This is a genomic window from Saccharopolyspora sp. MMCC62, assembly GCF_057736575.1.
Window position 1 is genome coordinate 207661 of record NZ_JBYKCM010000003.1, and the last position, 24924, is coordinate 232584.

Sequence of the window (24924 nt, forward strand, 5' to 3'; positions counted from 1 at the left end):
CTGCAGGAGGTGTGCACGATGACCGCGAACCTGAACGGTGCCAAGGTCGCCTTCCTGGTGGCCCCGGACGGCATCGAGCAGGTGGAGCTGACCGAACCGTGGAAGGCCGTCGAGCAGGCGGGCGGCCGCCCGGAGCTGGTGTCGATCCAGCCGGGTTCGGTGCAGGGGCGGAACCACTTGGAGAAGGCCGACACGTTCACCGTGGACAAGGTCGTCACCGAGGTGTCCCCGGACGACTACGACGGCCTGGTGCTGCCGGGCGGCGTGGCCAACCCGGACGCGCTGCGGCAGGTGCCGAACGCGGTGCGCTTCACCGGCGAGTTCTTCGCGAAGCAGAAGCCGGTCGCCGCGATCTGCCACGCCCCGTGGCTGCTCGCGGAGGCCGACGTGGTGCGCGGCCGCAGGCTGACGTCCTACCCGAGCCTGCGCACGGACCTGCGCAACGCGGGCGCCGACTGGGCGGACGAGGAAGTCGTCGTGGACTCGGGGCTGGTGACCAGCCGGAACCCGAACGACCTGCCCGCGTTCTGCGCGAAGGTCGTCGAAGAGGTAGCCGAGGGAAGGCACCGCGCGCAGGCGCGCAGCGCGTGATCGAGGTGGCAGAGCGGAGGAGTCGATGAAACTCGCGTTCCTGCAAGACGTCTACGGGTACCAGGGCCCGTTCGCGACGGTGTACCTGGACACGTCGGCGGACGCCGAGGACGCCGCGAAGGCCGTGCAGCTGCGGTGGCGCTCGGCCCGGGAGCGGCTGGCGGACGCGGGTGCGGACGAGGCGACGCTGCGCGCCTTGGACGAGACCGTGGACCGCCACGAGTACCGGATCGGCCACCGCGGCCAGGTGCTGGTCGCGACCGCGGGCGAGGTGGTGTTCGGCGAGGAGCTGCCGCAGCCGCCGGACGACGCCTCCGACGACGAGAAGGTGCACTTCGGCACGCTGCCGCACCTGCTGCCGTACCTGCGGCTGCGGGCATCCCGCATCCCGCACGTGGTGGCCCTGGTCGACCACGTGGACGCGGAGCTGACGGTGGTGGCGGCCGGCGCCGAACCCCGCACCCGCCGGGTGCAGGGCGGCGATCACCCGGTGCACAAGGCCCCGGCGGGCGCCGACGAGCTCAACGAGCAGCGCTTCCAGAACAAGGTCGAGGAGCAGTGGCTGCGCAACGCCAAGGACGCGGCCGAGGAGATCGGCAAGCAGGCCATGCGGATCGGCGCCGAGCTCGTCGTGCTCGCCGGTGACCCGCAGCAGCGGAAGCTGGTGCACGACAACCTGCCCGGCGGCGTGCGGGAGCGCACCGTGCAGACCGATGCGGGCCACCTGGACCAGGGCGACTCGGCGGAGGGCCTGCGCGGCGAGGTCGCCGAGACGGTGGACGCCGCCGTGTCGGCGCACGTGGACGAGGCGGTCCGCGAGTTCGAGCAGCAGCGCGGCCGCGACGAGCGCGCCGCGGAGGGCTGGACCGCGGTGCTCGCCGCCCTGCAGCGCGGCCAGGTGCGCACGGTGCTGTGGGGATCGCCGGAATCGGTGTCCTGGCTGCACGTCGGCCCCGTCCCCAACCAGGTGGCGCTGCACGAGCGGGAGCTCACCGACATGGGCGTGTCCAGCCCCGGCAGCGCGCCCGCCAGCGCGGCGGTCGTCTGGTCGGCGGCCGGTACGGACGCGGACCTGGTGCTGGTCGACCCGGACGAGGTGAAGCTGACCGACGGCATCGGCGCGGTGCTGCGCTACACGGACGCGTGAGAGGAGAAGCATGACGACGACGCGGGAAACGGTGCAGAAGTCGCTGTCCACGGTCGACTTCCCCGCGAGCAAGGAAGACCTGGTCGCCTTCGCGCGGAACAACGGCGTGGACCAGGGCACGGTGGACGCGCTGCGGGCGCTGCCGCTGGCCGACTACGACAACGTCGGCGAGGTGCTGCGCTCGGTGCCGCTGGACAAGGCCGATGAGGAGGGCCAGTCCGACGCGGACAAGGCGAAGGAGGACCGGCAGCACGTCCGGCCGGGCCTCGCCGAGCACCAGCGCGAGACACCGGCCAACCCGATCGCGGAGGAGCTCGGCGAGAACCGCAAGGGCGGCTGACACCCGAGAACACCACGACGATCGTCGAACGCCCCCGTCCAGGCGGGGGCGTTCGCGCGTGCCGGGCCGAGTTCTGCGATCGAGCTCGCGGCGGCGTTAGCGTGCTGGAGGCACGTCCGACGGCCCGGCCCTCCCGCCGGGCCTCGGAGTCATGGGGTCCCGCATGGATCATTCCGATCGTCGGTTCCGGCGCGCGCTCGCGCTGCTCGGTTGCTCGGTGCTGCTGGCGGTGACCACCGCCGGGTGCGGTGGCCAGGGCGACCGGACCGCGCACGAGGAGTCCGGCCAGTGGTGGGTGTCGCGCGCCGGCTATCCGGACGCGCCCGCGCGGGCCCGGCCGAGCCCGAACCCGGCGGTGCGGTCGGCGGTGCGGCAGGTCGACGAGTACGCCGACCGGCTTTCCGGGAGCACGGTCGCGGTGGCCGTGCTGGACCGCGAGTCCGGTGCGGCCGTCGGCGGGGAGCACGCGGACGAGGAGTTCACCACCGCCTCGGTGTCGAAGCTGCTGGTGGCGATGGACGTGGCGGAACGCCGCCGCGAGGGCCTGCGGGTGTCGTCATCGGACGCGGAGCTGATCCGCCGGGCGCTGGCGGTCAGCGACGACGGGGCGATGAACGCGCTCTGGGACCGGTTCGACGGCGCGGGCGCCATCTCGCGGGTGGCGGTGCGCTACGGGCTCACCCGCACGCTGCCGCCGGAGGTGCCGGGGCGGTGGGGCGACACCCGGACCTCGGCGCGGGACGTGGCGGCGGTGCTGGCCAAGGTCCCGGAGCTGCCCGCGGCGGAGCGGGACCTGGTGCTGGGGCCGTTGGAGGAGGCGCCGCGCACCGCTGCGGAAGGCTTCGACCAGCAGTACGGGCTGAAGGTGGGGACGCGCCGGGCCGCGGTGAAGCCGGGCTGGATGTGCTGCTCGGACGGCCGCCGTTCGGTGCACAGCGCGGGGCTGATCGGGCCGGACCGGCGCTACGCGGTGGCGGTGCTGTCCACCCAGCCGTCGTCGAAGAGCTACTCGCAGGCGTCCGAGGTGGTCACCGAGGCCGCGGCGCCGCTGCTCCGCCGCCTCGGCTGAACCTCGCCGCCGGGCGCCCTCGGTCTTGGAGCGCTCGGGGTGCGGCCCGTTCGTCCGTCTCGCCGGTCCGGTGGGCGGTGTCCGCAGCGGTGGCCCGGTCGCCTCGCCCGCTCGGTCCGGTGAGCCGTGGCCGCAGGGGTGGCCCGGTCGCCTCGCCCGCTCGGTGGGCTGATCACCTGGCGTCCGGGAGCGGGCCTGCTTCGCTACGCTGGCGTCCCGCTGGACGGCTACGAGGGGACCTGCGGTGAAACGGCCCACGATCATCGACATCGCGCGCCAGGTCGGCGTGTCGAAGGCCGCGGTGTCCTACGCCCTCAACGGCCGCGCCGGGGTGTCGGCGGCCACCCGGGAACGCATCCTCGACGTCGCCGCCCAGCTCGGCTGGGACGCGGCGGGACCGGCGCGGACGCCCGCCGCCGACCGCACCGGCACGATCGGCCTGGTGCTGGCCCGGCCGCCGCAGCACATCCGCGCCGAACCGTCGGTGGTGCACTGGATGGCGGGCTTGGAGGCGGCGCTGGCCGAGTACGGGCTGAGCCTGCACCTGGCGCTGCCCCCGGACGAGGAGGCCGAGCTCGGCACCTACCGCGCCTGGGCCGCGGAACGCCGGGTGGACGGCGTGATCGTCACCGACCTGCGCGCCGAGGACCCGCGGGTTCCGCTGCTGCGGGAGCTGAAGCTGCCCGCGGTGGTGATCGGCGAGCACGAGCGGGTCGCGAACGTGGCGGTGCTGCGCTTCGCCGCCGCCGACGAGGTGCGCGCCGTGGTGGCGCACCTGGCCGAGCTCGGGCACCGGCGGATCGGCCACGTGCAGGGCGGGGTCGACCTGGAGCACACCGCGCGCCGCAGCGGCCTGCTGCGCGCCGAGGTGCGGGAACGCCTCGGCACCGACCTGGTGAAGGTGGAGGCCGACGCGACCGAGGACGGCGGGGTGCGGGCCACCGCGCGGCTGCTCGCCGCCGATCCGCCGCCGACGGCGATCGTCTACGACGACGACGTGATGGCGGTGGCCGCGGTCGCGCGCGCCGCCGAGCTCGACGTCCGGGTGCCGACGGACCTGGCGGTGCTGTCCTGGCAGGACTCCATGCTGTGCCGGGTGGTGACCCCGCCGGTGACGGCGCTGTCGCGGGACGTCGAGGACGATGCCGCGGCCGCGGTGCACCTGCTGCTGGAGCTGATCGAGACGGGCGCCGCCGACGACCTGGACGTGCCGCCGCGCGTGCTGCTGCCGCGCGCCAGCACGGCGGGCGGCGCCTGATCCGCTGAGCGGCGTCCTCCCGCCGCGGGTTCCCGCCGCGGCACCGCCGCGCCCACCTGCCGGGGCGGGAACTTCCGCGCCGCGGCGCGGGGTCGATACGCTCGGCGCATGGCTGACTACGTGCAGGTCGTGACCACGACGGATTCCGAGCGGGCCGCGGCGGAACTGGCCCGCGGCGTCGTCGAGGCGCGGCTGGGCGCCTGCGTGCAGGTGGTGCCGATCCGCAGCTTCTACCGCTGGGACGGAGCCGTGCAGGACGACCCGGAGTGGCAGCTGCAGGTCAAGACGCCCGCCGCGCGGCTGGACGCGCTGGTCGCGCACCTGCGGGAGCACCACGGCTACGAGGTGCCCGAGGTGATCGCGACGCCGATCGTCGGCGGAAACCCCGCCTACCTGTCCTGGTTGGACGAGGAGACCGCCGGCTGAGCTCGGCCCGCGCGGGTCAGTCCGCGCGGATCGCGATCGCGGCGGCGGGGCACAGGGTGGCCGCCTCGCGCGCGGCGTCCTGGTGCTCGGCGCCGGGGGAGGCGTCGAGCAGCACCACGACGCCGTCCTCGTCGCGCTGGTCGAACACGGACTCGGCGGTGAGCACGCACTGGCCTGCGCCGATGCACTTGTCCTCGTCGATCTCGATCTCCACGGCGTCCTCCCGGGGCTTCTCTGGTCAGTCAGTCGACTGAAGGCTACGCTAGCATTTAAGTCAGACGCCTTTCTTAATGAGGATGCGATGCGAGCCGACGACACCACCTGCCCCGTGACCGGAAGCGGCACCACCGACCCGCTGCCGTTCCCCTTCCCGCTGCCCACCGCGCTGGAACCCCCGGCGGAATGGCGGCGGCTGCAACAGGAATGCCCGGTGGCGCGGGTGCACACCGTGGTCGGGGAGGACGCGCTGCTGCTGACCCGCTACGAGGACGTGCGCGCGATCCTGGCCGACCCGCGGTTCACCCGCAGGCCCCTCGACGACGCCGAGGACGGCTCCTTCCCGAGCACCATCGCCCAGGGCGAGGGGCACCTGCGGTGGCGACGGCTGCTGAGCCGCTCGTTCACCGTCAAGCGGATGCGCGCGCTGCAACCGCGGATCGAGGGCATCGCCCACGAGCTGATCGACGAGATGCTCCGGCAGGGCGCGCCCGCCGACCTGCGCACCGCGCTCGGCTTCCCGCTGCCCGTGTTCGTGATCTGCGACCTGCTCGGCGTGCCTGCCGCCGACCGCGCGAAGTTCGCGCACTGGTCCGACCACATGCTCAACCTGACCCGCTACACGGAGGACGAGGTCCGCGAGTCCGGGCAGGAGCTGTGGAACTACCTGGCCGAGCACGTCCGGGCCAAGCGCGCCGAACCCGGCGACGACCTGCTCTCCGAGCTCACCGCCGTCAGCGACGCCGACGACGGCAGGCTCTCCGAGACCGAGCTCATCGCCACCGGGCAGGCCCTGCTCATCGCCGGGCACGAGACCACCGCCAACATGATCGGCAAGATGGCCGCGATGCTGCTGTCCCGCCGGGAACGCTGGGAGAGCCTGCTGGCCGACCGCGCGCTCGTCGACCCGGCCGTCGAAGAGGTGCTGCGCTTCGACGCGAACCTCGGCAGCACCGGGATGCACCGGCACATCACCGAACCCGTCGAGGTCGGCAGCACCACCATCGAAGCGGGCAGCACCGTGCTCGCCCTGATGCAGGCCGCGAACCGGGACGAGGACGCGTTCGCCGACGCCGCCGAGATGGACCTCGCCCGCACCCCCAACCCGCACCTGACCTTCGGGGCCGGACCGCACTCCTGCCTCGGCCAGTCGCTGGCCCGCGTCGAACTGCGCACCGTGCTCGCCGCGCTGCTCGACCGCGTGCCCGGGCTGGAGCTGGCGATCCCCGCCGACGACCTGCGCCGCCGCGAAGGGCTCCTGGTCGGCGGGCTCGAAGAAGTCCCGGTGCGGTGGTGAGAAGATGACCGCCGTGGACGTTCGACCCGCGCGGAACCGCAGCGGCGCGCGCACCGGGGCCCGCTCCGGCGCCCGCCGGGAACGCGCCGACGCCACCCGGGCGCTGCTGCTGCGCACCGCGGAGCGGCTGTTCGCCGAACGCGGGCTCTCCGAGGTGTCCAACCGGCAGATCGTCGAGGCCGCCGGGCAGGCCAACAACTCCGCGCTGGCCTACCACGTCGGCACCCGCGACGACCTGCTGCGCGCCATCAGCGCTTCGCACAGCGAACCGATCGTCCGGCACACCAGGGAGATGCTCGACGCGGCGCGCGGTGCGCGGGAACCGCGCGAGCACGTCGCCTGCATGGTGCTGCCCTACGTCCGGCACCTGGCGAGCCTCGGCAACCCCGGCTGGTGCGCGCGGTTCACCGCCCAGGTCGCCACCGACCCGGTGGTGCGCAGCGGGCCGATGCACGCCCCCGAGATGGAAGCGCTGCTGGCCGAGGCGAACGCGGCGCTCGCCGAGCACGCCCCCGCGCTCCCGCCGGAGGTCGCCGCGGTCCGCCGCGACACCGCCCGGCTCGCGGTCCTGCACACCTGCGCCGAGCAGGAACGCGCTGCCGCGGCCACCGGCACCCCCGCCGACTGGGAACTCGTCGGTACCGCCCTCACGGACGGCCTCACCGGACTGCTGCTCGCGCCCAGCGGTACCCGCTGATCGGCTCCCGCTGATCGGCTCCCGCTGATCGGCCCGCCGACCGGCTCCCGCCGACCGGCTCCCGCCGATCGGCTCCCGCTGACCGGCTCCCGCTGATCGGCCCGCCGACCGGCTCCCGCCGACCGGCTCCCACCGAGAACCTCCCGCCACCACGGGCACTGCGCGCTGCCCGGGAACAGGACTCCCCATGAACGACCAGGCCACCGACGCCCCGGCCCGCCCCGGGCTGCGCCGCCCGCTGCCCCCGGAACTCGTGCAGCGCGGCGAGGTCCCGTTCGACCCGCCCGCCGGGCTCGACCGGCTGCGCGCCGACGGACCCGTCGCGCCGATCACGCTGCTCAACGGGGCCCGCGCGTGGCTCGTCACCGGCTACCGCGAGGCCCGCGAAGCCCTCGGCGACACCCGGTTCAGCTCCGACCGGTTCCGGCACCGCGACGCGCTGCAGCTCACCCCGGAAGAGGTCGCCGCGGGCGGCTGCCCGCACGCCGCCGCGCAGGCCCCCGCCCGGCACGGGCTGTTCATCTTCATGGACCCGCCCGAGCACACCCGGCTGCGCCGGATGCTCATCGGCCAGTTCACCGTCCGCCGGATGCGCGCGCTGGAAGCGCGGGTCACCGAACTCGCCGTGGAGCTCGTCGAGGCGATGAAGGCGCGCGGGAACAGCGCCGACCTCGTCGCCGACTTCGCGCTGCCGCTGCCCTCGCTGGTCATCTGCGAACTGCTCGGCGTGGACTACGCCGACCGCGACCGGTTCCAGCGCGACGCGGCGATCTCGCTGAACATCCAGATGCCCGAGCAGGAGCGGACGGCCGCCTCGGAACGGCTGCGGAACTTCATGCGCGAGCTCGTCGCGGGCAAGCGCACCGCGCCCGGCGACGACCTGCTGTCCGGGCTGGTGCACGGCGACGCCGATCCGGCGCTGACCGACGACGAACTCGTCGACATCGCCACCACGCTGCTGACCGCGGGCCACGAGACGACCGCGAACATGCTCGGCCTCGGCACCTTCGCCCTGCTGGAGCACCCGGCGCAGCTCGCCGCGCTGCGCGCCGACCCGGCGCTGATGGACGGCGCCGTGGAGGAACTGCTGCGCTACCTGTCGGTGCTGCACCTGGGCATCAGCCGGGTCGCCACCGAGGACCTGGAGCTCGGCGGCGTCCGCATCGGCGCGGGCGAGACGATCCTGGTGTCGGTGCCGGAGGCGAACCGGGACGCCGAGCAGTGGGACGACCCCGGCGAGCTCGACGTCACCCGCGGGCGCAGCGCGCACCTGTCGTTCGGGCACGGCGTGCACCAGTGCCTCGGCCAGCAGCTGGCGCGGGTGGAGATGCGCATCGGCTACGCCGAACTGCTGGACCGGTTGCCCGGGCTGCGGCTCGACGTGCCCGCCGCGGAGGTCCCGCTGCGCACCGACATGGTCATCTACGGGGTGCACCGGCTGCCGATCAGCTGGGACTGATCAGGTGCGCGGCCCGTCCGGACGGGCCACGCACCCGCGTGGTTCAGGACAGGTGGCGGGCCGCGTCGGCGGCGTGCGCGTCGGCCTCGTCGGCGGGAGCGAGGTCGGCCTCGGCCGCGGTGAGGTCGATGCGCACCAGGACCGCGGCACTGCGCGCCGCCCCGGCCGCCAGCGCGGCGGCGGTGAGCGCGTCGCCGCGCAACGCCGGTCCCGCCTCCGCCGCCACCTCGTCCGCCAGCGCCGCGACCTGGGCGGCGAGTTCGGCGAGCCGCGCGGGCGGACCGGCCGCGCCGGCCAGCGCCGCCGCGAGCGCCGCCGCCCGGTCCGGATCGTCCGCCGGGCGCCGCCGCGCCGCCAGCACGTCCTGGTAGGCGTCCGAATCGGCCTGCGCCAGCTCCGTCGCCCGCTGCCGCAGCGCCTCCGCCCGCGACGCCCGCGCCGCGTCCCGCCGCAGCCGCGCGCACATCGCCAGCAGCCCGGCGGCCGCCGCCGTGGTAACCGCGCCGACGACACCGCCGGTCGCGGACGGCGTCGGCGCGGCCACCTCGTCCAAGAACTCCCGCACGCTCGCGTCGAGATCGGTCAACTCAACCCCACGACCTCGCCGTGCTCGTCGATGTCGATGTGCTCCGCCGCCGGATGCGAACCCAAACCGGGCATCGTGCGCATGTCCCCGCAGATCGGGTACACGAAACCGGCGCCCACCGAGGCCCGCACCTCGCGGACCGGCAGCGTCCAGCCCGTCGGGGCGCCCAGCAGCTTCGGGTCCGAGCTCAGCGACAGGTGCGTCTTCGCGATGCACACCGGCAGCGAACCGAACCCGTTCGCCTCGTAGTCCCGCAGCGACCGCTCGGCCGCGGGCGCGTAGGACACGCCGTCGGCGCCGTACACCCTGCGCGCCACCGTCTCGATCTTCGTGCGGAGGTCGGCGGAATCCGGGTACAGCAGCTGGAACCGGTTCGGTTCCTCGGCCGCCTCGACCACGGCCTCCGCCAGGTCCTTCGCGCCCTTCCCGCCGTCGAGGAAGTGGCTGCTCACCGCGACCCGCGCGCCCGCCGCCTCCGCGACCTCGCGGATCGCCGCGTGCTCCGACGGGTGGTCGGTGGGGAACGCGTTCACCGCCACCACCGGGGAGACCCCGTGCAGCCGGATGTTCTCGATCTGCTTGCGCAGGTTGTCCGCGCCCGCCCGCACGTCGTCCGGGTTCTCCGCCAGCAGCTCCGGCGGCAGCGGCCTGCCCGCCACGATCTTGTGGTTGCCGGAGTGCGCCTTCAACGCCCGCACCGTCGCCACCAGCACCGCCGCGTCCGGGCGCATCCCCGAGCTGCGGCACTTGATGTTGAAGAACCGCTCGGCGCCCATGTCCGCGCCGAACCCGGCCTCGGTCACCACGTAGTCCGCGCAGTGCCCGGCGATCCGGTCGGCCACCACCGAGGAGTTGCCGTGCGCGATGTTGCCGAACGGGCCCGCGTGCACGAACACCGGCGTGTTCTCGGTGGTCTGCATCAGGTTCGGCTTGATCGCCTCCCGCATCAGCACGGTCATCGCGCCCGCCGCGCGCAGCTGCTCCGCGCTGACCGGGGTGCCGTCGCCGGTGTAGCCGACGACGATGCGGCCGAGCCTGCTCCGCATGTCGTGCAGCGAGTTCGACAGCGCCAGCACCGCCATCACCTCGCTGGCCGCGGTGATGTCGAACCCGGTCTGCCGCGGCGTGCCGTCCGCCGCCCCGCCGAGCCCGGTGACGATGGAGCGCAGGTCCCGGTCGTTGACGTCGAGCACCCGCCGCCAGGTGATCCGGTTCGGGTCCAGGCCCAGCGCGTTGCCCTGGTGCAGGTGGTTGTCCACCATCGCCGAGAGCAGGTTGTGCGCCGCGGTCACCGCGTGCATGTCGCCGGTGAGGTGCAGGTTCAGCGCCTCCATCGGCACCACCTGGCTGTAGCCGCCGCCCGCGGCGCCGCCCTTGATGCCGAAGGTGGGGCCCATCGACGGCTGCCGGATTGCGATCGCCGAGCGGTGCCCCAGCTGCTTCAGGCCCTGGCCCAGGCCGACGGTCGTGGTGGTCTTGCCCTCGCCCAGCGGGGTGGGGGTCACGGCGGAGACCAGCACGTACTTGGCCTGCGGCCGGTCGGCGAACTCCTCGACGGCGTCGAGGGACACCTTCGCCACCTGCTTTCCGTACGGCTCCAGCAGGTGCGGGCCGATGTCGAGCTGCGCGGCGATCTCCTCGATCGGCCGCAGCGCGGTGGCCCGGGAGATGTCCAGGTCGGACGGGATTGTCATGCGGGAACCTCCTGGAGCCGGGCCGCGGCGTCGTCGCGCCACCGGGCGGTCCGGCCGATCTCGTCGAACGTGAACAGGTGCCACCCGGCGATGCCAGGGGCGGGCTCCGCCAAGTGTGCCGACAGACCGTCCACCAACCCGTCCGGGGTGTACGGCGCGAGCAGCCTGGTCACCACGCCGTGCTGCTTGCGCAGGAACCGCAGCGACTCGCCGAGGCCGATCTTCATCGACACCCGCAGCAGCTTCGTCACGTCCACCGCCCCGGGCAGCCCCACGTGCACCGGCAGCAGGACGCCACGGGAGCGCAGCTCGCCGAGCCAGCGGGCGATCCGCTGCGGGTCGTAGCAGATCTGCGAGACGACGTAGTCGGCGTGCGGCGCTTTCGCCGCCATGGCACCGATCGTGACCTCGTCGGGCAGGAACGCGTGCGGTTCCGGGTAGCCGGTGATGCCGACCAGGCCCGGGCGCCGGCCCAGGTCCTCGATCGCCCGCAGCAGTGCGAGCGCGTCCGGGAATTCCCCTGCGGGATCGGGGGAATCGCCGCCGACCACGAAGATCTCATCGCTGCCCAGCTCGGCCGCCCGGTCGAGCAGCGCGGCGAGCCGGGCCCGGTCCGGGATGGAGCGGGCCGCCAGGTGCGGCACCGCGCGCAGTCCCGCCGCCGCCAACTCCGCCGCGGTGTCCAAAGTGGACTCCGGGCCCTTCCGCGGGGAGGAGGTGACGGTGACGGTGCCGTCCGCGGGCAGCACCCGCGCCCGCTCGGCGGCACCGCGCACCGGCAGCACCTCGAACCTGCTGCGGAGCAGCATCTCCCGCAGCCGCTGCGTGCTGGTGTCCATCAGCTCGACTCCCGCTCGCTCACGCCGTCGCCGTGCGCTCGAAGCGCTTCGGGATCTCCTTGTTCGGGTCGTGGAACGGCTTCTCCACCACCAGCGCCTCCTGCGGTCCGTGCTGGGTGTGCACCACGAGTTCCGTGCCCGGTTCCTGGTAGGCCACCGGCACCATCGCGAACCCGATGTTGGCGTCCAGCCGCGGCGAGCGGCAGGCCGAGGTGACCTCGCCGATGCGCAGCCCGTGCGGGTCGTGCACGTCGAACGGTTCGATCATGCTGCCGTCGTTGAACGAACCGACGCCCGGCCCGCCGATGCGCACCCCGACGAGCTTGCGCGCCACCCCTTCGGCCTTGATGCGGGCCAGCGCGTCCTTGCCGATGAAGTCGGCCTCCTGCTCCAGGTCCACCATCCACGTCTTCTCGAACCCGTAGCCCGCCTCGAACGGGTTCGTCTCGTAGGTGATGTCGCACCCCCAGGACAGGATTCCCGCTTCGATGCGGCGGATGTGGCACGGCCCGATGACCTGCATGCCGTGCGGGCGACCGGCCTCCCAGATCGTCTCCCACAACTTCACGCCGTCCCGGCTCGCGTGGTGCAGGTAGATCTCGTAGCCGAGCTCCGCGGTGTAGCCGGTGCGGGAGACCACGACCTGCATCCCGTTCAGTTCGCGGTCCACCGCGTAGTAGTAGGGGACGTCCAAGATGGACTCGCCGAACAGGTCCACCATCACGTCGCGCGACTTCGGGCCCTGCACCTGCACCGGGCCCACGTCGGGTTCGCGGATCCGCACGTCCATGCCCAGGTTCTGCGCCAGGCCCTTCGCCCACAGCAGCACGTCGCTGTCGGCCAGGGACAGCCAGAAGTGGTTCTCGCCCAGCCGCAGCAGCACCGGGTCGTTGATGATGCCGCCGTCCGCGGCGGTGACGAACACGTACTTGCACTGCCCGACCTTGCACTTGGTGAGGTCGCGCGGCACCAGCATGTTGGTGAACTCGAAGGCGTCCGGTCCGGTGATCTCCACCTGCCGCTCCACGCCCACGTCCCACAGCGTCACGCCCTCCAGCAGCGCCCAGTACTCGCCGATCGGATCGCCGTAGTGGCGCGGGTGGTAGGTGTGGTTGTAGACGCTGTAGAGGCTCACCCCGTGCTGCCGGGAGGCGTGGAAGAACGGCGACTTGCGCAGCCTGGAGTACTGCAGGATTCCCGGGTTCGGATTCACGGTCATGAGCGGCGCTCCTTCTCGGTGTGAGCGGTGTCGGACCACCCGGGCGATCGCCCGAGGGGAGTCGTGGACGGATCGGGTCAGGCGCGCATCCGCGCCATCTCGGGGTCGAAGACCGGGTCGGCGACGACCTCCGCCGGATGTCGGCGGTCGAAGTACGACACCCGCAGCCGGGTGCCCGCGTCGGCCAGCTCGGCGGGCAGCCACGCGTAGGCGAGGCTCATGCCGGTGCTGTGCCCGTACCCCGCGCTGGTGGTGAAGCCGACCGCGTCGCGGCCGGTCTCGGTGAACACCGGTTCGGCGCCCATCAGCACCTCGCCGTCGGTGATCTGCAGGCAGCGCAGCCGCCGCCGCACCGGGCGTTCGCGGCGCCGCAGCAGGGCGTCGCGGCCGATGAACTCGCCCTTGCCGGGTTTCACGGCGAACCCGAGGCCCGCCTCGTCGGGGTCGTGCTCGCTCCACAGGTCCGCGCCCCACGCGCGGTAGCCCTTCTCCAGCCGCATCCCGTTGAACGCGGCCCGGCCCGCCGGGAAGATGCCGTGCTCGGCGCCCTGCGCGAGCAGCAGGTCCCACAGCCGCCTGCCGAACTCGGCGGAGGTGTAGAGCTCCCAGCCGAGCTCGCCGACGTAGGACAGCCGCAGCGCGGTCACCGGGACCTCGCCGACGAACAGCCGCTTCGCCCGGAAGAACCGGAAGGACTCGGCGGAGACGTCCACGTCGGCCAGCGGTGCCAGCACGTCCCGCGCCCGCGGTCCCCACAGGCCCAGGCAGCAGGTGCCGCCGGTGATGTCGCGGACCGAGGTGGTGTCGTCGGCGTGCGCCTGCAGCCACGCCACGTCGCGCGGCCCGTTGCAGCCGACCTGGAACTCGGTCTCGGACAGCCGGGCCACCGTGATGTCGCCGCGCACTCCGCCGTCGTGCTGCAGCATCAGCGTGTAGGTGACGTAGCCGGGGGAGCGGTCCAGCTGCGCGGTGGTGAGCCGCTGCAGCAGGGCGAGCGCGCCGCGCCCGCGCACCTCGGCGCGGGCCAGCGAGGTCATGTCGAACAGCGCCACCCGCTCGCGGGCGGCCTGGTGCTCGGCGGCGGCGATCGGCGACCGGTAGCGCCCGGCCCACTCGCCCGGGAGCACGATTTCCCGCCCCGCCACGAGGGATTCGTTGGACTCGTACCAGTGCGGGCGTTCCCAGCCGCCTGCCTCCAGGAACACCGCGCCGAGCCGTTCCTGGCGTTCGTGGAACGGGCCGGTGCGCAGCGGGCGGGGCCGCGCGGGCGGCTGCTGCGGGTGCACCACGTCGTAGACCTCGCGGAAGCTCTGCGCGCTGCGCTCGGCGACGTAGGCGGGGCTGTGCGCGAAGTCCTCGAAGCGGCGCAGGTCGGCGGCGCGCAGGTCGATGCCGGGCGCGCCATCGCTCATCCACTCCGCCATCGCCCGGCCCACCCCGGCGGAGTGCGTGATCCACACGGCCTCGGCGACCCAGAACCCGGCGACCTCCCGGGACGGCCCGAGCACCGGCATCCCGTCGGCGGTGAACAGGAACAGCCCGTTCATGCCCTCGGCGAGTTCGGTGCGGCGCAGCACCGGCAGCAGCTCGCAGGCGTCGTCCCAGGACTGCTTGAAGTCCTGCGGCGTGAACGGGTGCACCGAGGACATGCCCGCCCAGCCGCCGCCCCCGGACGGCGCCTCGGTGCCGTCACCGGTGGTGGGCGCGATGTCCTCGGCGCGCACCGGGATCACCCGGTGCCGGTACGAACCGATGCCGTAGCGGTCGTGGATCTGCCGGAAGTACATCGAGGCGTCCTGGTGCCGCAGCATCGGTTGCGCCACCTCGGGCCCGGTCGCGGGGCCGAGGCCGGTGACCGGCCCGGTCACGGCGTACTGGTGCGCCAGCGGCCGCACCGGGATGGACACCCCGGCGAGCGCGCCGACCTTCGGCCCCCAGATCCCCGCGCAGCACAGCACGGTCTCCACCTCGATCTCGCCGCGGTCGGTGCGCACCGACCGGACCCGGCCGCCGGTCACGTCGAAGCCGGTGACCTCGGTGCGGCCCTGGAACCGCACGCCGAGCCCTTCGGCGGCGCGGGCCATCGCGGCGGCGGCCCGGACGGGTTTGGCGACGCCGTCCCCGGGCACGTGCAGCCCGCCGCGGATGCGGGACGCGTCGACCTGCGGGATGCGGTCGGCGACCTCGCGGGGGCCGACGAGCTCGGCGGGCACGCCCCACGCGGCGGCCAGGCCGCGCTTGCGCTGCAGGTCGGCCCAGCGTTCCGCGGTGGTCGCGACCTCGATGCCGCCGACCTGGTGGAAGCAGGGTTCGCCGTCGAGCTCCGCGGCGCCGAACCGCTCGACGGTGTAGGCGGCCAGCCGGGTCAGCAGCTCGGAGGCGTTGGTCTGGAACACCAGGCCGGGGGCGTGCGAGGAGGAGCCGCCGGTGGCGAACAGCGGTCCCTGGTCGACGACGAGCACGTCGGTGATCCCGGCGCGTGCGAGGTGGTACGCCGCGGAGCAGCCGACGATGCCCGCTCCGACGATGAGCACTCGTGCCCTGCCGTCCATGTGCCGCCCCCTGGCTCATGACGCTGGTGTCGGGTCCGAAGCGGACCCGGTGGTCGGCTCGGTCCGAGCGTTCCCGCTCGCGGCCGGTCGCGGTGGCCCCGGAAGGACGCCGGGACGGTTGTTGCGCTCCTCACAACTGGCTGCGTTGTACGCAACACTGCGCCTGACGGAAGGGATGCGTCAAGCACACGGGAGGGCGAATTCCCTTGGAGTGATCGGGTTTTCCGCGTTCCAGTGCGACCCGTCGCGAACGGCCCGCAGTGGGTGCACGCCGCGTTCCGATGCGTCCCCCGGTGGGTGACCGGGTGGGGGTCGGCGGCACCGGTCCGGTCCCGTAGCGTGGCCGCCGCTGCGCCGGGAGTCAGGTCCCCGACGACCCCCGGCCGGGTTGTTGCGTAATCAGCAACACCGTGTATCGTTCATCAAGGCAATTCTCCGCAACGGATACGGGTTGAACCGTGGTCAACGCAGGACGATCCAGCGAACGTTCCGGCGCCCTCGTGCAGTCGGTTGACCGGGCGGTGACCGTGCTGGAACTGCTGGCCCGCCACGGCGAAGCGGGCATCACCGAGATCGCGGGCGAACTGGGCGTGCACAAGTCCACCGCCTCCCGCCTGGTCAGCGTCCTCGTCTCCCGCGGCCTCGTCGAGCAGCTCGGAGAGCGTGGCAAGTACGTCATCGGCTTCGGCATCGTCCGGCTCGCCGGCGCCGCCACCGACCGGATGGACCTGTCCCGGCTCGGCAGGCCCTTCTGCGAATCGCTGGCCGAAGAGCTCGGCGAGACCGTGAACATCGCCGTCCGCGACGACGAAGTGGCCATCAACATCAGCCAGGCCCGCGGCACCGCCTCCGTCACCGCGCACAACTGGGTCGGCCAGCGCACCCCGCTGCACGCCACCTCCAGCGGCAAGGTGCTGCTCGCGCACGCGCCCGCCGACGACCAGGACGCGCTGCTCGAGGACGAACTCGCCCAGTACACGCCGCGCACCGTCACCGACCCGGTCGAACTGCGCGGCGGCTTCGAGCTCATCGTGCGCGACGGCTATGCCACCAGCTACGAGGAGCTGGAGCTCGGGCTGAACGCCGCCGCGGTCGCCGTGCACCGGCACGACGGCGAAGTCGTCGCCGCGCTCAGCGCCTCCGGCCCGTCCTACCGGTTCTCCCGCAAGCGGATGCGCGAGGTGATCGGCGCGATGACGGTGGCCGCCAAGGAGCTCTCCGGCCAGCTCGGCTTCCTGGAGGAATGACCGGGGGCGGTCACTCCCGGTTCAGCATCACGTCCTCCAGGTCCAGTTCGTGCAGCACGCGGCGCAGCACCACGTCGTCGATGCGGCCCTCGTCCCGGAACCGGACGAACACCTCGCGCTCGGCGGCGAGCATCTCGGCGCGCAACCGGCGGTAGGCGGCGCCGGGGCTCTCCCCGACCTCCTCGGCGGAGCGGCCGAGCCGTTCCCACGCCCGGTGGCTGCGCCGTTCCGCGGAGCGCCGCAGGTTCTCGGTGACCTCGTCCGGCGGCGGATCGTCCGCGGAGAGCTCCTCCAGCCGCCGCCGCGCGGCCAGCGCCGCGTTGTGCGCCGCCTCCGCCTCGGCCAGCGCATCGGTGTAGCTCTCCCCGCCGCGCACCCCGAGCGAGCGGATCACCCACGGCAGGGTCAGCCCGTGCAGCAGCAGCGTCCCCAACGTCACGAAGAACGCCAGGAACAGCACCTGCGGGCGCTGCGGGAACGGCGCACCGGTCGAGGTGAACTGCGGGATCGCCGCCGCCGCGGCCAGCGACACCACACCGCGCATCCCCGCCCAGGACACCACCGCGCCGTAGCGCCACGGCGGCGCCCCGCCCCGGCGCAGCAGCAGCTCCGGCAGCTGCAAGGTCGCGAACACCCACACCGCGCGCACCAGCACCACCGTCGCCGTCAGCGCCAGCCCGACCAGCACCAGCGGCACCAGCTGCCCGGCCACGCCCGCGGTGACCGTGCTCAGCTGCAAGCCGATCAGCGCGAACACCAGCGCCTCCAGCAGCGTGTCCGCGGACAGCCACACCGCTCGGTCCTGCAACCGCACCGAAGCGCTGCCCGTCGCCGCCCGCTGCCCCAAGTACAGCCCGGCGACGACCACCGCCAGCACCCCGGAGGCGTTGATGGCCTCCGCCAGCAGGTACGCGGCGAACGGCACCAGCAGGCCCAGCGCGCTCTCCAGCACCCCGTCGGCCAGCGCCCGCCACGCCCGGTGCACCGCCCAGCCCACCGCCCAGCCGACGACCAGCCCGCCGATCGTCGCGAGCAGGAACACGCCCACCCCGGCGGCCAGCGTGTACCCGGTGCCCAGCACGGTGGCCACCGCCACCCGGTAGGCGGTGAGCGCCGTCGCGTCGTTGACCAGGCTCTCGCCGCTGAGCACCGTCATCACCCGCCGCGGCAGCCCCAGCCTGCGACCGATGGAGGTGGCCGCCACCGCGTCCGGCGGCGCCACCACCGCACCCAGCACCAGCGCCGCGCCCAGCGGCATCGCGGGCACCAGCCACCACGCGACCAACCCGGTCACCAGCGTGGTGACCAGCACCGCGCCCAGCGCCAGCGACCCGATCGGGCGGGCGTTCGCGCGGAGGCCGATCGCCGACGAGGTCAGCGCCGCCGAGTACAGCAGCGGCGGCAGCACCAGGTTCAGGATCAGCTCGGGGTCGATCGCGTAGTCCGGCACGCCCGGGACGAACGAGAGCGCCAGCCCGGCCAGCACCAGCACCAGCGGTTCGGACAACCCCCACCGCCGGGCGAGCGCGGTGAGCACGAGCGCGACCGCGAGCAGCCACATCACGTCGGGGAACTGGTCCATGCGGTGCTCTCTCCGTCCTCGCGGGCCGCGCGGTCGACGGAAGTCTAGGAATGATCGACGGATGCTGCGCCTCGTCGCGCCGGTCGCTGGCGGGCCCGGGGTGCGAGCGGGCATGGTGAGCACGATGGCGGAACCCGGGAGGCGACGATGGCCGGATGCGAGCACCTGGAAGCGGCGGCGGACCGGCGGCCCGAGCCCGGTTCCCGCGCCGGCTGCGAGGACTGCGCCCGGCTGGGGCTGAGCGGGTGGGCGCACCTGCGGATGTGCACCGAGTGCGGGCACGTCGGCTGCTGCGACTCCAGCCCGCGGCGGCACGCCACCGAGCACCACCGCGGTACCGGCCACCCGGTGATCCGCTCGTTCGAACCGGGTGAGTCCTGGGCGTGGTGCTACGTGGACGAACGCCTCGGCTGAGCGGGCACCGCCCCGTCCGCCCGGTCAATCCCGCCCGCCCGGTCCGCCCCGTCCGCGGGGTCCGCGAACCGGCGCCGGATCGCGGCCGCGAAGTCGGCCTGCCCGGCCGCGTCGAACAGGGCGGCCAACCGGCCCGCGAGCCGATCCCGGTCGGCCGCCTCCTCGTCGGCCGAGCTCAGCTCGTCGATCAGCCCGTGCACGTGGTCGATGGCGGTGTGCTCGGCGTCCGCGGGCAGCTCGCCCGCGGACAGCTGCCCGTAGGTGAAGAACCCCGAGTCGAGGGTGCCGCTGAACGACAGCGCATCCCCCTGCAGCGGCAGGCCGTTGCGGAACGGCGCCTGCCGCGCGGACGGCACCAGGTGCCGGAACCGCTCGTCGATCTCGGTGCCGTTGGCTGCCGCGGACAGCTGCGCGAGGGTGCCGATGAGCTCGGCGGCGCGCTCCACGTCGTTCTCGTTGCGGGCCAGCCACCACACCACGGCGCTGCCGGTGTCCTGCAGCACCTCGTCGCCGAGGTAGGCGCGCTTGCTGCGCTCGTGGTCGCGTTCGCGGTGCCAGAGCTGCTCGTCCTTGCGGACCTCCGCGAGCCGGTGCAGCCGGTCGGCGTCCTGCTCCGGCAGCGTCAGCGTGACCTCCGCGGCCCAGGTCTCCACGTGGCCGTGCGGATCGCGCTGCACCGCGCCGAGCGCGCCCGCCAGCTTGTGCGCCACCACCTCGGCACCGCCGGGATGTTCGGCGGCGGCGATCTCCTTGGCCCGGGTGAGCAGGGTGTCGACCGCCAGTCCCGCCGGGTTCTCGTGCGCCACCCCGACCGCGTCGGCCGGGCGCCGCCACCACACGGTCGCGCCGAACACGAACCGGTAGTCCGGTTCGGAGCTGGGCAGCGGCACGTCCCGCAGCAGCCGCTGCTGCGGCGGTTCCGGTTCGGGCTCGGCGGGGACCGCGGGCCGCTGCTGCTGCACGACCAGCGCCTCGCGCAGCTCCTCCTGCTGGTGCAGCCGCACCAGCCGCCGGGCGTACGCCGCGACGCCCGCCACCAGCGCCGCGCTGCCGAGCAGCCACGCCCACCACGGCCACCGCAGCGCGAGCGCCACCACCGCGGGCACGAGGACGGCGCCGCAGGCGAGCGCAGCCAGCAGGATCTTGTTGTCGCGGCTCATCGCTCCGGCCATTCCGCATCGATCGCTATCGGGCGCCGACAACTGTATGGCGCTCGATCTTCGCGGCGGTACCCGGCGACCGGGGGAAGTGCGCCGACCGGTGTAACCGGATCGGTCCGCGGGTAGCCGCAGAGCGTGACGACGGCCTCCGGGGGTGACCGATGAAGCACGCGACGAAACCCGCGCCGCATCCGGTGCACACGGTGCACCGGATCGGGGCCGTGCTGCTGGGGCTGGTGCTGTGGGCGTTCGGGTTGCTGGGGCTGCTGCAGGGCCTGGACTTCTTCACCACCAGGGGACAACCGGTGCTGGGGCTGTCCAGCAACGGGCTGCTGGCGGTGATCTCGCTGGTGGCGGGGGCGGTGCTGATCGGCTGCGCGGTGTGGGGCGGCAGGCAGGCTTCCACGGTGACCACGTTCATCGGCGCGCTGTTCCTGCTGTCCGGGCTCGTGCACCTGGCGATCTTGAACTCGCCGTTGAACCTGCTGGCGTTCCGGCTGCCGAACGTGTTCTTCAGCCTGGTCGCCGGGCTGGTCCTGCTGTGCACCGGGCTCTACGGCCGGCTCTCCGGCGGGCTGCCGCCGGACAACCCGTACCGGCGGGAACATCCCATGCGCACCCGGCGGCCCGACCCGGAGGAGCAGCTGGCCGACGACACCGCGGACGTGGACGAGGACGAGCAGCGCTACCGGGAAGCGGAGATCGCGATGGGCGAAGGCCACCCCACGCCGGAGCAGACCCAGATCGTGCTGCGCGACCAGGCGCGGCGCCGCGCCGTCGAACGCGCCCGGGCCCGGCGGCGCACCGAGGGCGGCCGCGCGTGAGGGTGCCGTGGCTGTGGAGCTGGCCGCCCGGCCTGCTGCTGGCGGTGCTGCGCGAGCTGACCAGCGACGTGCCGGTGCACCTGGTGGACCGCGCCGAAGCGGTGCGCCCGCCGCCGCCACCCGCCGATCCCGCCGGTCTCCAGCTGCCCGAGCACGGCGTCGGACCGCTGTTCCACCGCCGCTACTCCGCGGAGATCCAGCTGCACCTGTGCAGCGCCGCCGACGTGATGGCGCTGTTCGTCGCCGCACCCGACCGGATGGTGCCCGGCGAGGTGGCCCGCTTCGAACCCGAGGGCGACCACGCGGACCTGCGCCCCGGCGACGACCTGGTGGTGCGGATGCCAGGCCCGTGGGACGGGCCGGTGCGGGTGCTGGCGGTGACGCCCACGTCGTTCCGGCTCGCCACCCGGCCCGGCCACCTGGAGGCGGGGCAGATCGAGTTCCGCGCCGACGACCGCGGGATGCGGCTGCTGTTCGAGATCGAGTCGTGGGCGCGCAGCAGCAGCCCGGCGGCCGACCTGCTCTACGACCGGTTGCGGTTGTCCCGGCGGCTGCAGGCGTACCTGTGGGTGCGGTGCTGCGCGCGGGTCTGCGCGGTCGCGGGCGGCCACTTGGTGGACGGCGTGGAGATCTACACCGGGCGCGACGAATCGGCGGTGGGGGAGCGGGTGTGACGGGGTTGCGCTGCGACGACGACCCGCGGCTGCACCGGGAGCTGGCGCGGCTGCGGGACCTGCCGGTGAACTTCGACGTCGACGCGGTGAACCCGCAGGACCCCGGTCGGGAGTGGACGGTGGACGACCGGCGGCGCGAGCTTCCCGGGGAACCACCGGGGCCGCCGCTGGTGGGCGGGCCGTGGGAGCGGGCCTGCGCGCTGGTGGCGGACTACAAGTTCGCCGACCCGACGCTGGTGCGGCGCGCGTGCCGCACCAGTGCGGAACCGGTCGCAGATGCCGATCTGCTGCTGGAGACCTCGTTCCACGGCCTGGTGTTCCTGCTGCCGTGCCGGGTCGGCGGCATCACCGACATCACCCGCGACGGCGTGCGGGTGTGGGGCTGGAACTACCGGACGCTGCGCGGGCACCTGGAGCAGGGGCAGATGGACTTCCTGGTGCGCAAGGACACCGCGACCGGCGCGGTCGAGTTCCAGGTGCGCGCGTTCTCGCGGACCGCGCCGATCCCGAACCCGGTGGTGCGCCTCGGGTTCGCCGTGTTCGGGCGCAGCACCCAGCTGCGGTTCATCCGCGGCGCCGGTGATCGGATGGTCGAGCTGACCGAGCCAGTAGCGCGGCCAGCCGATCGCAGTCGGCGACGGTGACCGTGACCTCGGGATGCCGGAGCAGCCCCAGCGGCTCGACGCCCGGCACCGGCTCGGCGAACCGCACGCACAACCCGCGCTCCCCGTTCGTCGCGCAGGTCATCCCGCCGTCGGCCAGCGACAACCGCGCCGGGCCCGCCGTCTTCACCAGCCAGTACGGGCCGGTCACCGCGGTCGCCGCCACGTTGTCGCGTCCGGTGCGCAGGCACCACGGCCCGAACCGCACGGTGAGCTCGGTGCCGCCGACCCGGACCCAAGTGGTGAGCGGGGTGATGCCGAACGCCAGCGCGGGGAGCCGGTGCGCGCGGTCGAACCGGAACGGGAAGCACTCCACGGTCTGCGAGTCCACGCCCGCCGGATACCCGGCCGCACCCGCCGCCACGCCGGGGCGAACGCCCCGACCACCTGGACCGCCTGGGCAGGGGGCCGTTCACGCGTCAGGCGGGCCCCGGCTCGGGGCGGTTCACCTCGCCGTCGGGACGAGCCGCGCAGCCCGATCCGGCCGGCTGCGCCGCACTGCCCGTCGCCGAACTCGCCCGGCGGGTCTTGTCGGTCTCCTGCCAGCGGCGAAGCCGCTGAGACCGACGACCCAGCACGCAACCGGCACCGCCGCTGAGGTTCCGCTACCCGAGCGCCACGCGGCAGAAGGAGCGAGACGGGCGGTCAGGGTTTGCGGGCGACCGCGGCGGAGATGCAGCGGGAGATCGGGGGCAGCGGCGTGCGGCGCGGCCCGTCCGGCCACCAGTCGTCGGCGATGACCAGGCCCGGTTCGAGCAGCTCCAGTCCGGCCAGCATCGCCTCGATTTCGTCGCGGGTGCGGAAGAACCCGGTGCCGAGCCCGGCGCGCAGCATCGCCTCCACCAGCCGGGCGGGCTCCCCGTCCGCGTCCTCGGGGTCGAGGAAGTGGCTGAACGCGACGAACGACCCGGAGGGCAGCGCCGCCGCGTACTCGCCCACCAGGTCCGCGGCGGACTTGCCGCCCCGCTCCTCGTCGTAGTGGTGCAGCGTGCCGACGTGCAGCAGCGCCAGCGGCCGGGTGAAGTCCAGCTTCTCCCGGACGAGGCGGGCACCGAGCACCTCGGCCGGCCGGTGGATGTCGGCGTCGAGGAAGTGGCTGCGGTCGTTGTCGGCGAGCAGCGCCCTGCTGTGCGCGGCGACCGCCGGATCGTTGTCCACGTACACCACCTGCGCTTCCGGGGCGATGCGCTGCGCGACCTGGTGGGTGTTCTCCGCGGCGGGCAGCCCGGAACCGCAGTCGAGGTACTGGTCGATGCCCGCTTCCCTGGCGAGGAAGCGGACCGCGCGGATCAGGAAGCGCCGGTTCGCGACGGCGAGGCTGCTCGCTTCGGGCACCCGGTCGTTGATCCGGCGGGTCAGTTCGCGGTCCACCTCGAAGTGGTCCTTGCCGCCGATCGCGCAGTCGTAGACGCGCGCCGCGCTGGGCCTGCTGGTGTCGATGATGTCCGAGGGTTCGACCGGAACCGGCATGGTCTCCTCGCAGCGACGTCGACTCGATGATCAACGCCACTGTAGTGGTCGCCACCCCTGCCGGAAGTCTTCAGGCGAACGGGCCCGGACATTGCTCCGTTCAGCGCATCGGGCTGCTCCGGCGGAGCGAGCGTACGAACCGGGACCACTGCGCGGAACTGGTGGCGAGGTGGCCGGCGGCGCGGTCCTTGGTGTCGCGCACCGCGGCCCCGCCGCCGGGCAGCCGCCCGACCTCCACGCAGTTGGTCTCCTGGCTGCTGTGCGAGGACTTCCGCCAGCCGTGCGGCGCCGAGCTCACGCCGGGACCTGCTCGCGGGCGGCGATCTCGGCGATGAGCTTGCGGGAGTCCTCCCTGCTCAGCGCGATCCGCTCCAGTTCGTCGCGGGCGGCGCGGAACGCGCCCACCGAGTCCTCGTCCTGCAGGAACGCCGAGGAGCGGTGGTGTTCGAGGTGCACCACCGGGTCCGCCTTGGCGAATTCGAGCAGCACGAACGGCCCGGCGTGCGCGGGGGTCCACCCGGCGGCGGACGGGATGATGCGGAGTTCGACGTTGTCCCGCTCGGAGATCTCGTCCAGGAAGCGCAGCTGGTCGTGCAGCCCGCCGGTGCGCCCGATGGGCTGGTGCAGCACGGATTCGAGGATGAGCGCGGTGTACTTCGCGGGCGAGCGCTTGCGGGTGATGGTGTCCCGGCGGCCCTGGCGCATCGCGACCCGCTTGTTCGCCTCCTGCTCGGGCACGCCGGTCGCCATGATCGACCGGGTGTACTCGGCGGACTGGAGCAGGCCGGGCATGAGCAGCGGCGCCACGTCGGTGATCTTGGTGGCGGTGCGCTCGAACTCCAGCAGGGTGGCGAGCTGGTCGACGCCGCCCGCGGCGCCCGGGGTCTGCGAGGGCGCCGGTTCGGCGGCGGCTTCGCGGGCGAGCTTGAGCATCCGGGTCCGCGCGGTGCTGCTGACGCCGAGCACCACGCACACGGCCGAGATGGATTCGGCGGACGGCACCCGGTCGCCGTGTTCCCAGCGGACCAGTACGGAGTGCGAGACGTCCAGGATCGAGGCGAGGCCGCGCAAGGTGTACCCGCTCTTGCGGCGGGCGTCGCGCAGTTCCGCGCCGAGCACGTAGGCCCGCGGTCGTGGTGGAGTTGCGGTCATGTCGCTGAATGCTAATCCATTGTCCGTGACAATGGCGATCATCCGAATGAGTCATTGCTGCCAGGTCTCGGTACCTGGCATTCTGTTTTTTCCTTGATCGGGACCGGTCGAATTCGGCCGTGGTCCGGACCATCCGGCTTCGGGGATCCTGTTTTGGCAGGTCGTGGCAGCTGACGAGCCGTGCGGAATTCCGTATTCCGTCCTATGAGGACTTATTCGGCGACGGGTTCCCGGCCGGTCGGGGCGTGCTCGGGGGTGGCCCGCGGAATCGGAGTCCGCCGCGGCGATGCAATGACCGGCCAGGCTAGTGCAAGTATTCCCATCGAATTCCGCACTGTTGCGGAATTCG

General features: G+C 73.5%; 26 protein-coding genes. 14 read left to right on the top strand and 12 right to left on the bottom strand.

All coding sequences use genetic code 11. The annotated features are described in order from the left end of the window. Positions 1 to 18 precede the first annotated feature (18 nt). The 6 genes from AC29IT_RS08535 (at position 19) to cutA (ending at position 4831) form a co-directional block, all read left to right on the top strand. The gene (locus AC29IT_RS08535) at positions 19 to 591 is read left to right on the top strand and encodes a type 1 glutamine amidotransferase domain-containing protein (RefSeq protein ID WP_488218339.1); all 573 of its coding nucleotides are present in this window, start codon (positions 19 to 21) and stop codon (positions 589 to 591) included. A 25-nt stretch (positions 592 to 616) separates the two neighbouring features. Further along, positions 617 to 1738, top strand: coding sequence for a baeRF2 domain-containing protein (locus AC29IT_RS08540; RefSeq protein ID WP_488218340.1), 1122 nt, complete (start codon positions 617 to 619; stop codon positions 1736 to 1738). A gap of 10 nt (positions 1739 to 1748) precedes the next feature. Beyond that, complete coding sequence (locus tag AC29IT_RS08545) at positions 1749 to 2078, top strand: DUF2795 domain-containing protein (RefSeq protein WP_358443082.1); 330 nt, start codon at positions 1749 to 1751, stop codon at positions 2076 to 2078. Positions 2079 to 2241: 163 nt separating this feature from the next. Next, positions 2242 to 3147: a serine hydrolase gene (locus AC29IT_RS08550; protein WP_488218341.1), complete on the top strand. Its 906-nt coding sequence runs from the start codon at positions 2242 to 2244 to the stop codon at positions 3145 to 3147. A gap of 244 nt (positions 3148 to 3391) precedes the next feature. Continuing rightward, positions 3392 to 4405, top strand: a complete 1014-nt coding sequence (locus AC29IT_RS08555; RefSeq protein ID WP_358443087.1) for a LacI family DNA-binding transcriptional regulator — start codon at positions 3392 to 3394, stop codon at positions 4403 to 4405. A 108-nt stretch (positions 4406 to 4513) separates the two neighbouring features. Then, positions 4514 to 4831 carry a divalent-cation tolerance protein CutA gene (gene cutA, locus AC29IT_RS08560; protein ID WP_358443090.1) on the top strand — a complete coding sequence of 106 codons (318 nt, stop codon included), beginning with the start codon at positions 4514 to 4516 and terminating at the stop codon, positions 4829 to 4831. 16 nt (positions 4832 to 4847) lie between these two features. On the opposite strand, the gene AC29IT_RS08565 is transcribed toward cutA, so the two are convergent. Beyond that, positions 4848 to 5045 (bottom strand): ferredoxin, encoded by a 198-nt coding sequence (locus AC29IT_RS08565; protein WP_358443093.1) that lies wholly within the window; start codon positions 5043 to 5045, stop codon positions 4848 to 4850. Between the two features lie 87 nt (positions 5046 to 5132). On the opposite strand from AC29IT_RS08565, the gene AC29IT_RS08570 reads away from it, so the two are divergent. From AC29IT_RS08570 to AC29IT_RS08580, 3 genes are all read left to right on the top strand, one after another. Further along, the gene (locus tag AC29IT_RS08570) at positions 5133 to 6344 is read left to right on the top strand and encodes a cytochrome P450 (RefSeq protein ID WP_488218342.1); all 1212 of its coding nucleotides are present in this window, start codon (positions 5133 to 5135) and stop codon (positions 6342 to 6344) included. 4 nt (positions 6345 to 6348) lie between these two features. After that, positions 6349 to 7041: a TetR/AcrR family transcriptional regulator gene (locus AC29IT_RS08575; protein WP_488218343.1), complete on the top strand. Its 693-nt coding sequence runs from the start codon at positions 6349 to 6351 to the stop codon at positions 7039 to 7041. Between the two features lie 187 nt (positions 7042 to 7228). After that, positions 7229 to 8500, top strand: coding sequence for a cytochrome P450 (locus AC29IT_RS08580; protein ID WP_488218344.1), 1272 nt, complete (start codon positions 7229 to 7231; stop codon positions 8498 to 8500). Between the two features lie 43 nt (positions 8501 to 8543). Here AC29IT_RS08580 and AC29IT_RS08585 read toward each other — a convergent pair whose 3' ends face one another. The 5 genes from AC29IT_RS08585 to AC29IT_RS08605 form a co-directional block, all read right to left on the bottom strand. Further along, positions 8544 to 9086, bottom strand: a complete 543-nt coding sequence (locus tag AC29IT_RS08585) for a cyclodeaminase/cyclohydrolase family protein (RefSeq protein WP_488218345.1) — start codon at positions 9084 to 9086, stop codon at positions 8544 to 8546. Continuing rightward, the gene (locus tag AC29IT_RS08590) at positions 9083 to 10780 is read right to left on the bottom strand and encodes a formate--tetrahydrofolate ligase (protein ID WP_358443107.1); all 1698 of its coding nucleotides are present in this window, start codon (positions 10778 to 10780) and stop codon (positions 9083 to 9085) included. The genes AC29IT_RS08585 and AC29IT_RS08590 overlap by 4 nt, the downstream gene beginning before the upstream one ends. Then, positions 10777 to 11619: a methylenetetrahydrofolate reductase gene (locus AC29IT_RS08595; RefSeq protein WP_358443110.1), complete on the bottom strand. Its 843-nt coding sequence runs from the start codon at positions 11617 to 11619 to the stop codon at positions 10777 to 10779. The genes AC29IT_RS08590 and AC29IT_RS08595 overlap by 4 nt, the downstream gene beginning before the upstream one ends. 19 nt (positions 11620 to 11638) lie before the next feature. Further along, positions 11639 to 12838, bottom strand: a complete 1200-nt coding sequence (locus tag AC29IT_RS08600) for a glycine cleavage T C-terminal barrel domain-containing protein (protein WP_358443113.1) — start codon at positions 12836 to 12838, stop codon at positions 11639 to 11641. Positions 12839 to 12915: 77 nt separating this feature from the next. After that, the gene (locus tag AC29IT_RS08605) at positions 12916 to 15390 is read right to left on the bottom strand and encodes a GcvT family protein (protein ID WP_488218346.1); all 2475 of its coding nucleotides are present in this window, start codon (positions 15388 to 15390) and stop codon (positions 12916 to 12918) included. A gap of 500 nt (positions 15391 to 15890) precedes the next feature. Between AC29IT_RS08605 and AC29IT_RS08610 the strand changes: the two genes are divergently transcribed. Next, on the top strand, positions 15891 to 16637 hold the full coding sequence (locus AC29IT_RS08610; RefSeq protein ID WP_358443119.1) for an IclR family transcriptional regulator: 747 nt from the start codon (positions 15891 to 15893) through the stop codon (positions 16635 to 16637). Between the two features lie 10 nt (positions 16638 to 16647). Here AC29IT_RS08610 and AC29IT_RS08615 read toward each other — a convergent pair whose 3' ends face one another. After that, on the bottom strand, positions 16648 to 18219 hold the full coding sequence (locus AC29IT_RS08615) for a Na+/H+ antiporter (protein WP_358443122.1): 1572 nt from the start codon (positions 18217 to 18219) through the stop codon (positions 16648 to 16650). 147 nt (positions 18220 to 18366) lie between these two features. Between AC29IT_RS08615 and AC29IT_RS08620 the strand changes: the two genes are divergently transcribed. After that, positions 18367 to 18633, top strand: a complete 267-nt coding sequence (locus AC29IT_RS08620; RefSeq protein WP_488218347.1) for a UBP-type zinc finger domain-containing protein — start codon at positions 18367 to 18369, stop codon at positions 18631 to 18633. On the opposite strand, the gene AC29IT_RS08625 is transcribed toward AC29IT_RS08620, so the two are convergent. After that, positions 18609 to 19793, bottom strand: a complete 1185-nt coding sequence (locus tag AC29IT_RS08625) for a hypothetical protein (RefSeq protein ID WP_488218348.1) — start codon at positions 19791 to 19793, stop codon at positions 18609 to 18611. The genes AC29IT_RS08620 and AC29IT_RS08625 overlap by 25 nt on opposite strands. Positions 19794 to 19954: 161 nt before the next feature. Here AC29IT_RS08625 and AC29IT_RS08630 point away from each other — a divergent pair, with 161 nt between their 5' ends. The 3 genes from AC29IT_RS08630 to AC29IT_RS08640 are packed head-to-tail and all read left to right on the top strand — an operon-like array spanning position 19955 to position 21935. Then, complete coding sequence (locus AC29IT_RS08630) at positions 19955 to 20617, top strand: DUF4383 domain-containing protein (protein ID WP_358443130.1); 663 nt, start codon at positions 19955 to 19957, stop codon at positions 20615 to 20617. Further along, complete coding sequence (locus AC29IT_RS08635; protein ID WP_358443133.1) at positions 20614 to 21291, top strand: DUF1990 family protein; 678 nt, start codon at positions 20614 to 20616, stop codon at positions 21289 to 21291. The genes AC29IT_RS08630 and AC29IT_RS08635 overlap by 4 nt, the downstream gene beginning before the upstream one ends. Beyond that, entirely contained in the window at positions 21288 to 21935 is a 648-nt protein-coding gene (locus tag AC29IT_RS08640; RefSeq protein ID WP_488218349.1) for a DUF1990 family protein, read from the top strand. The genes AC29IT_RS08635 and AC29IT_RS08640 overlap by 4 nt, the downstream gene beginning before the upstream one ends. On the opposite strand, the gene AC29IT_RS08645 is transcribed toward AC29IT_RS08640, so the two are convergent. The 4 genes from AC29IT_RS08645 to AC29IT_RS08660 all read right to left on the bottom strand — a co-directional run bounded on the left by AC29IT_RS08645 (position 21856) and on the right by AC29IT_RS08660 (position 24575). After that, positions 21856 to 22284: a hypothetical protein gene (locus AC29IT_RS08645; RefSeq protein ID WP_488218350.1), complete on the bottom strand. Its 429-nt coding sequence runs from the start codon at positions 22282 to 22284 to the stop codon at positions 21856 to 21858. The genes AC29IT_RS08640 and AC29IT_RS08645 overlap by 80 nt on opposite strands. Positions 22285 to 22598: 314 nt before the next feature. After that, a complete protein-coding gene (locus AC29IT_RS08650) occupies positions 22599 to 23423 on the bottom strand; it encodes an SAM-dependent methyltransferase (protein WP_488218351.1) in 825 nt (274 codons plus the stop codon). 100 nt (positions 23424 to 23523) lie between these two features. Beyond that, positions 23524 to 23721: a DUF397 domain-containing protein gene (locus AC29IT_RS08655; protein ID WP_488218352.1), complete on the bottom strand. Its 198-nt coding sequence runs from the start codon at positions 23719 to 23721 to the stop codon at positions 23524 to 23526. Then, entirely contained in the window at positions 23718 to 24575 is an 858-nt protein-coding gene (locus tag AC29IT_RS08660; RefSeq protein ID WP_358443148.1) for a helix-turn-helix domain-containing protein, read from the bottom strand. Before AC29IT_RS08660 ends, AC29IT_RS08655 begins: the two co-directional genes overlap by 4 nt. Positions 24576 to 24924 lie beyond the last annotated feature (349 nt).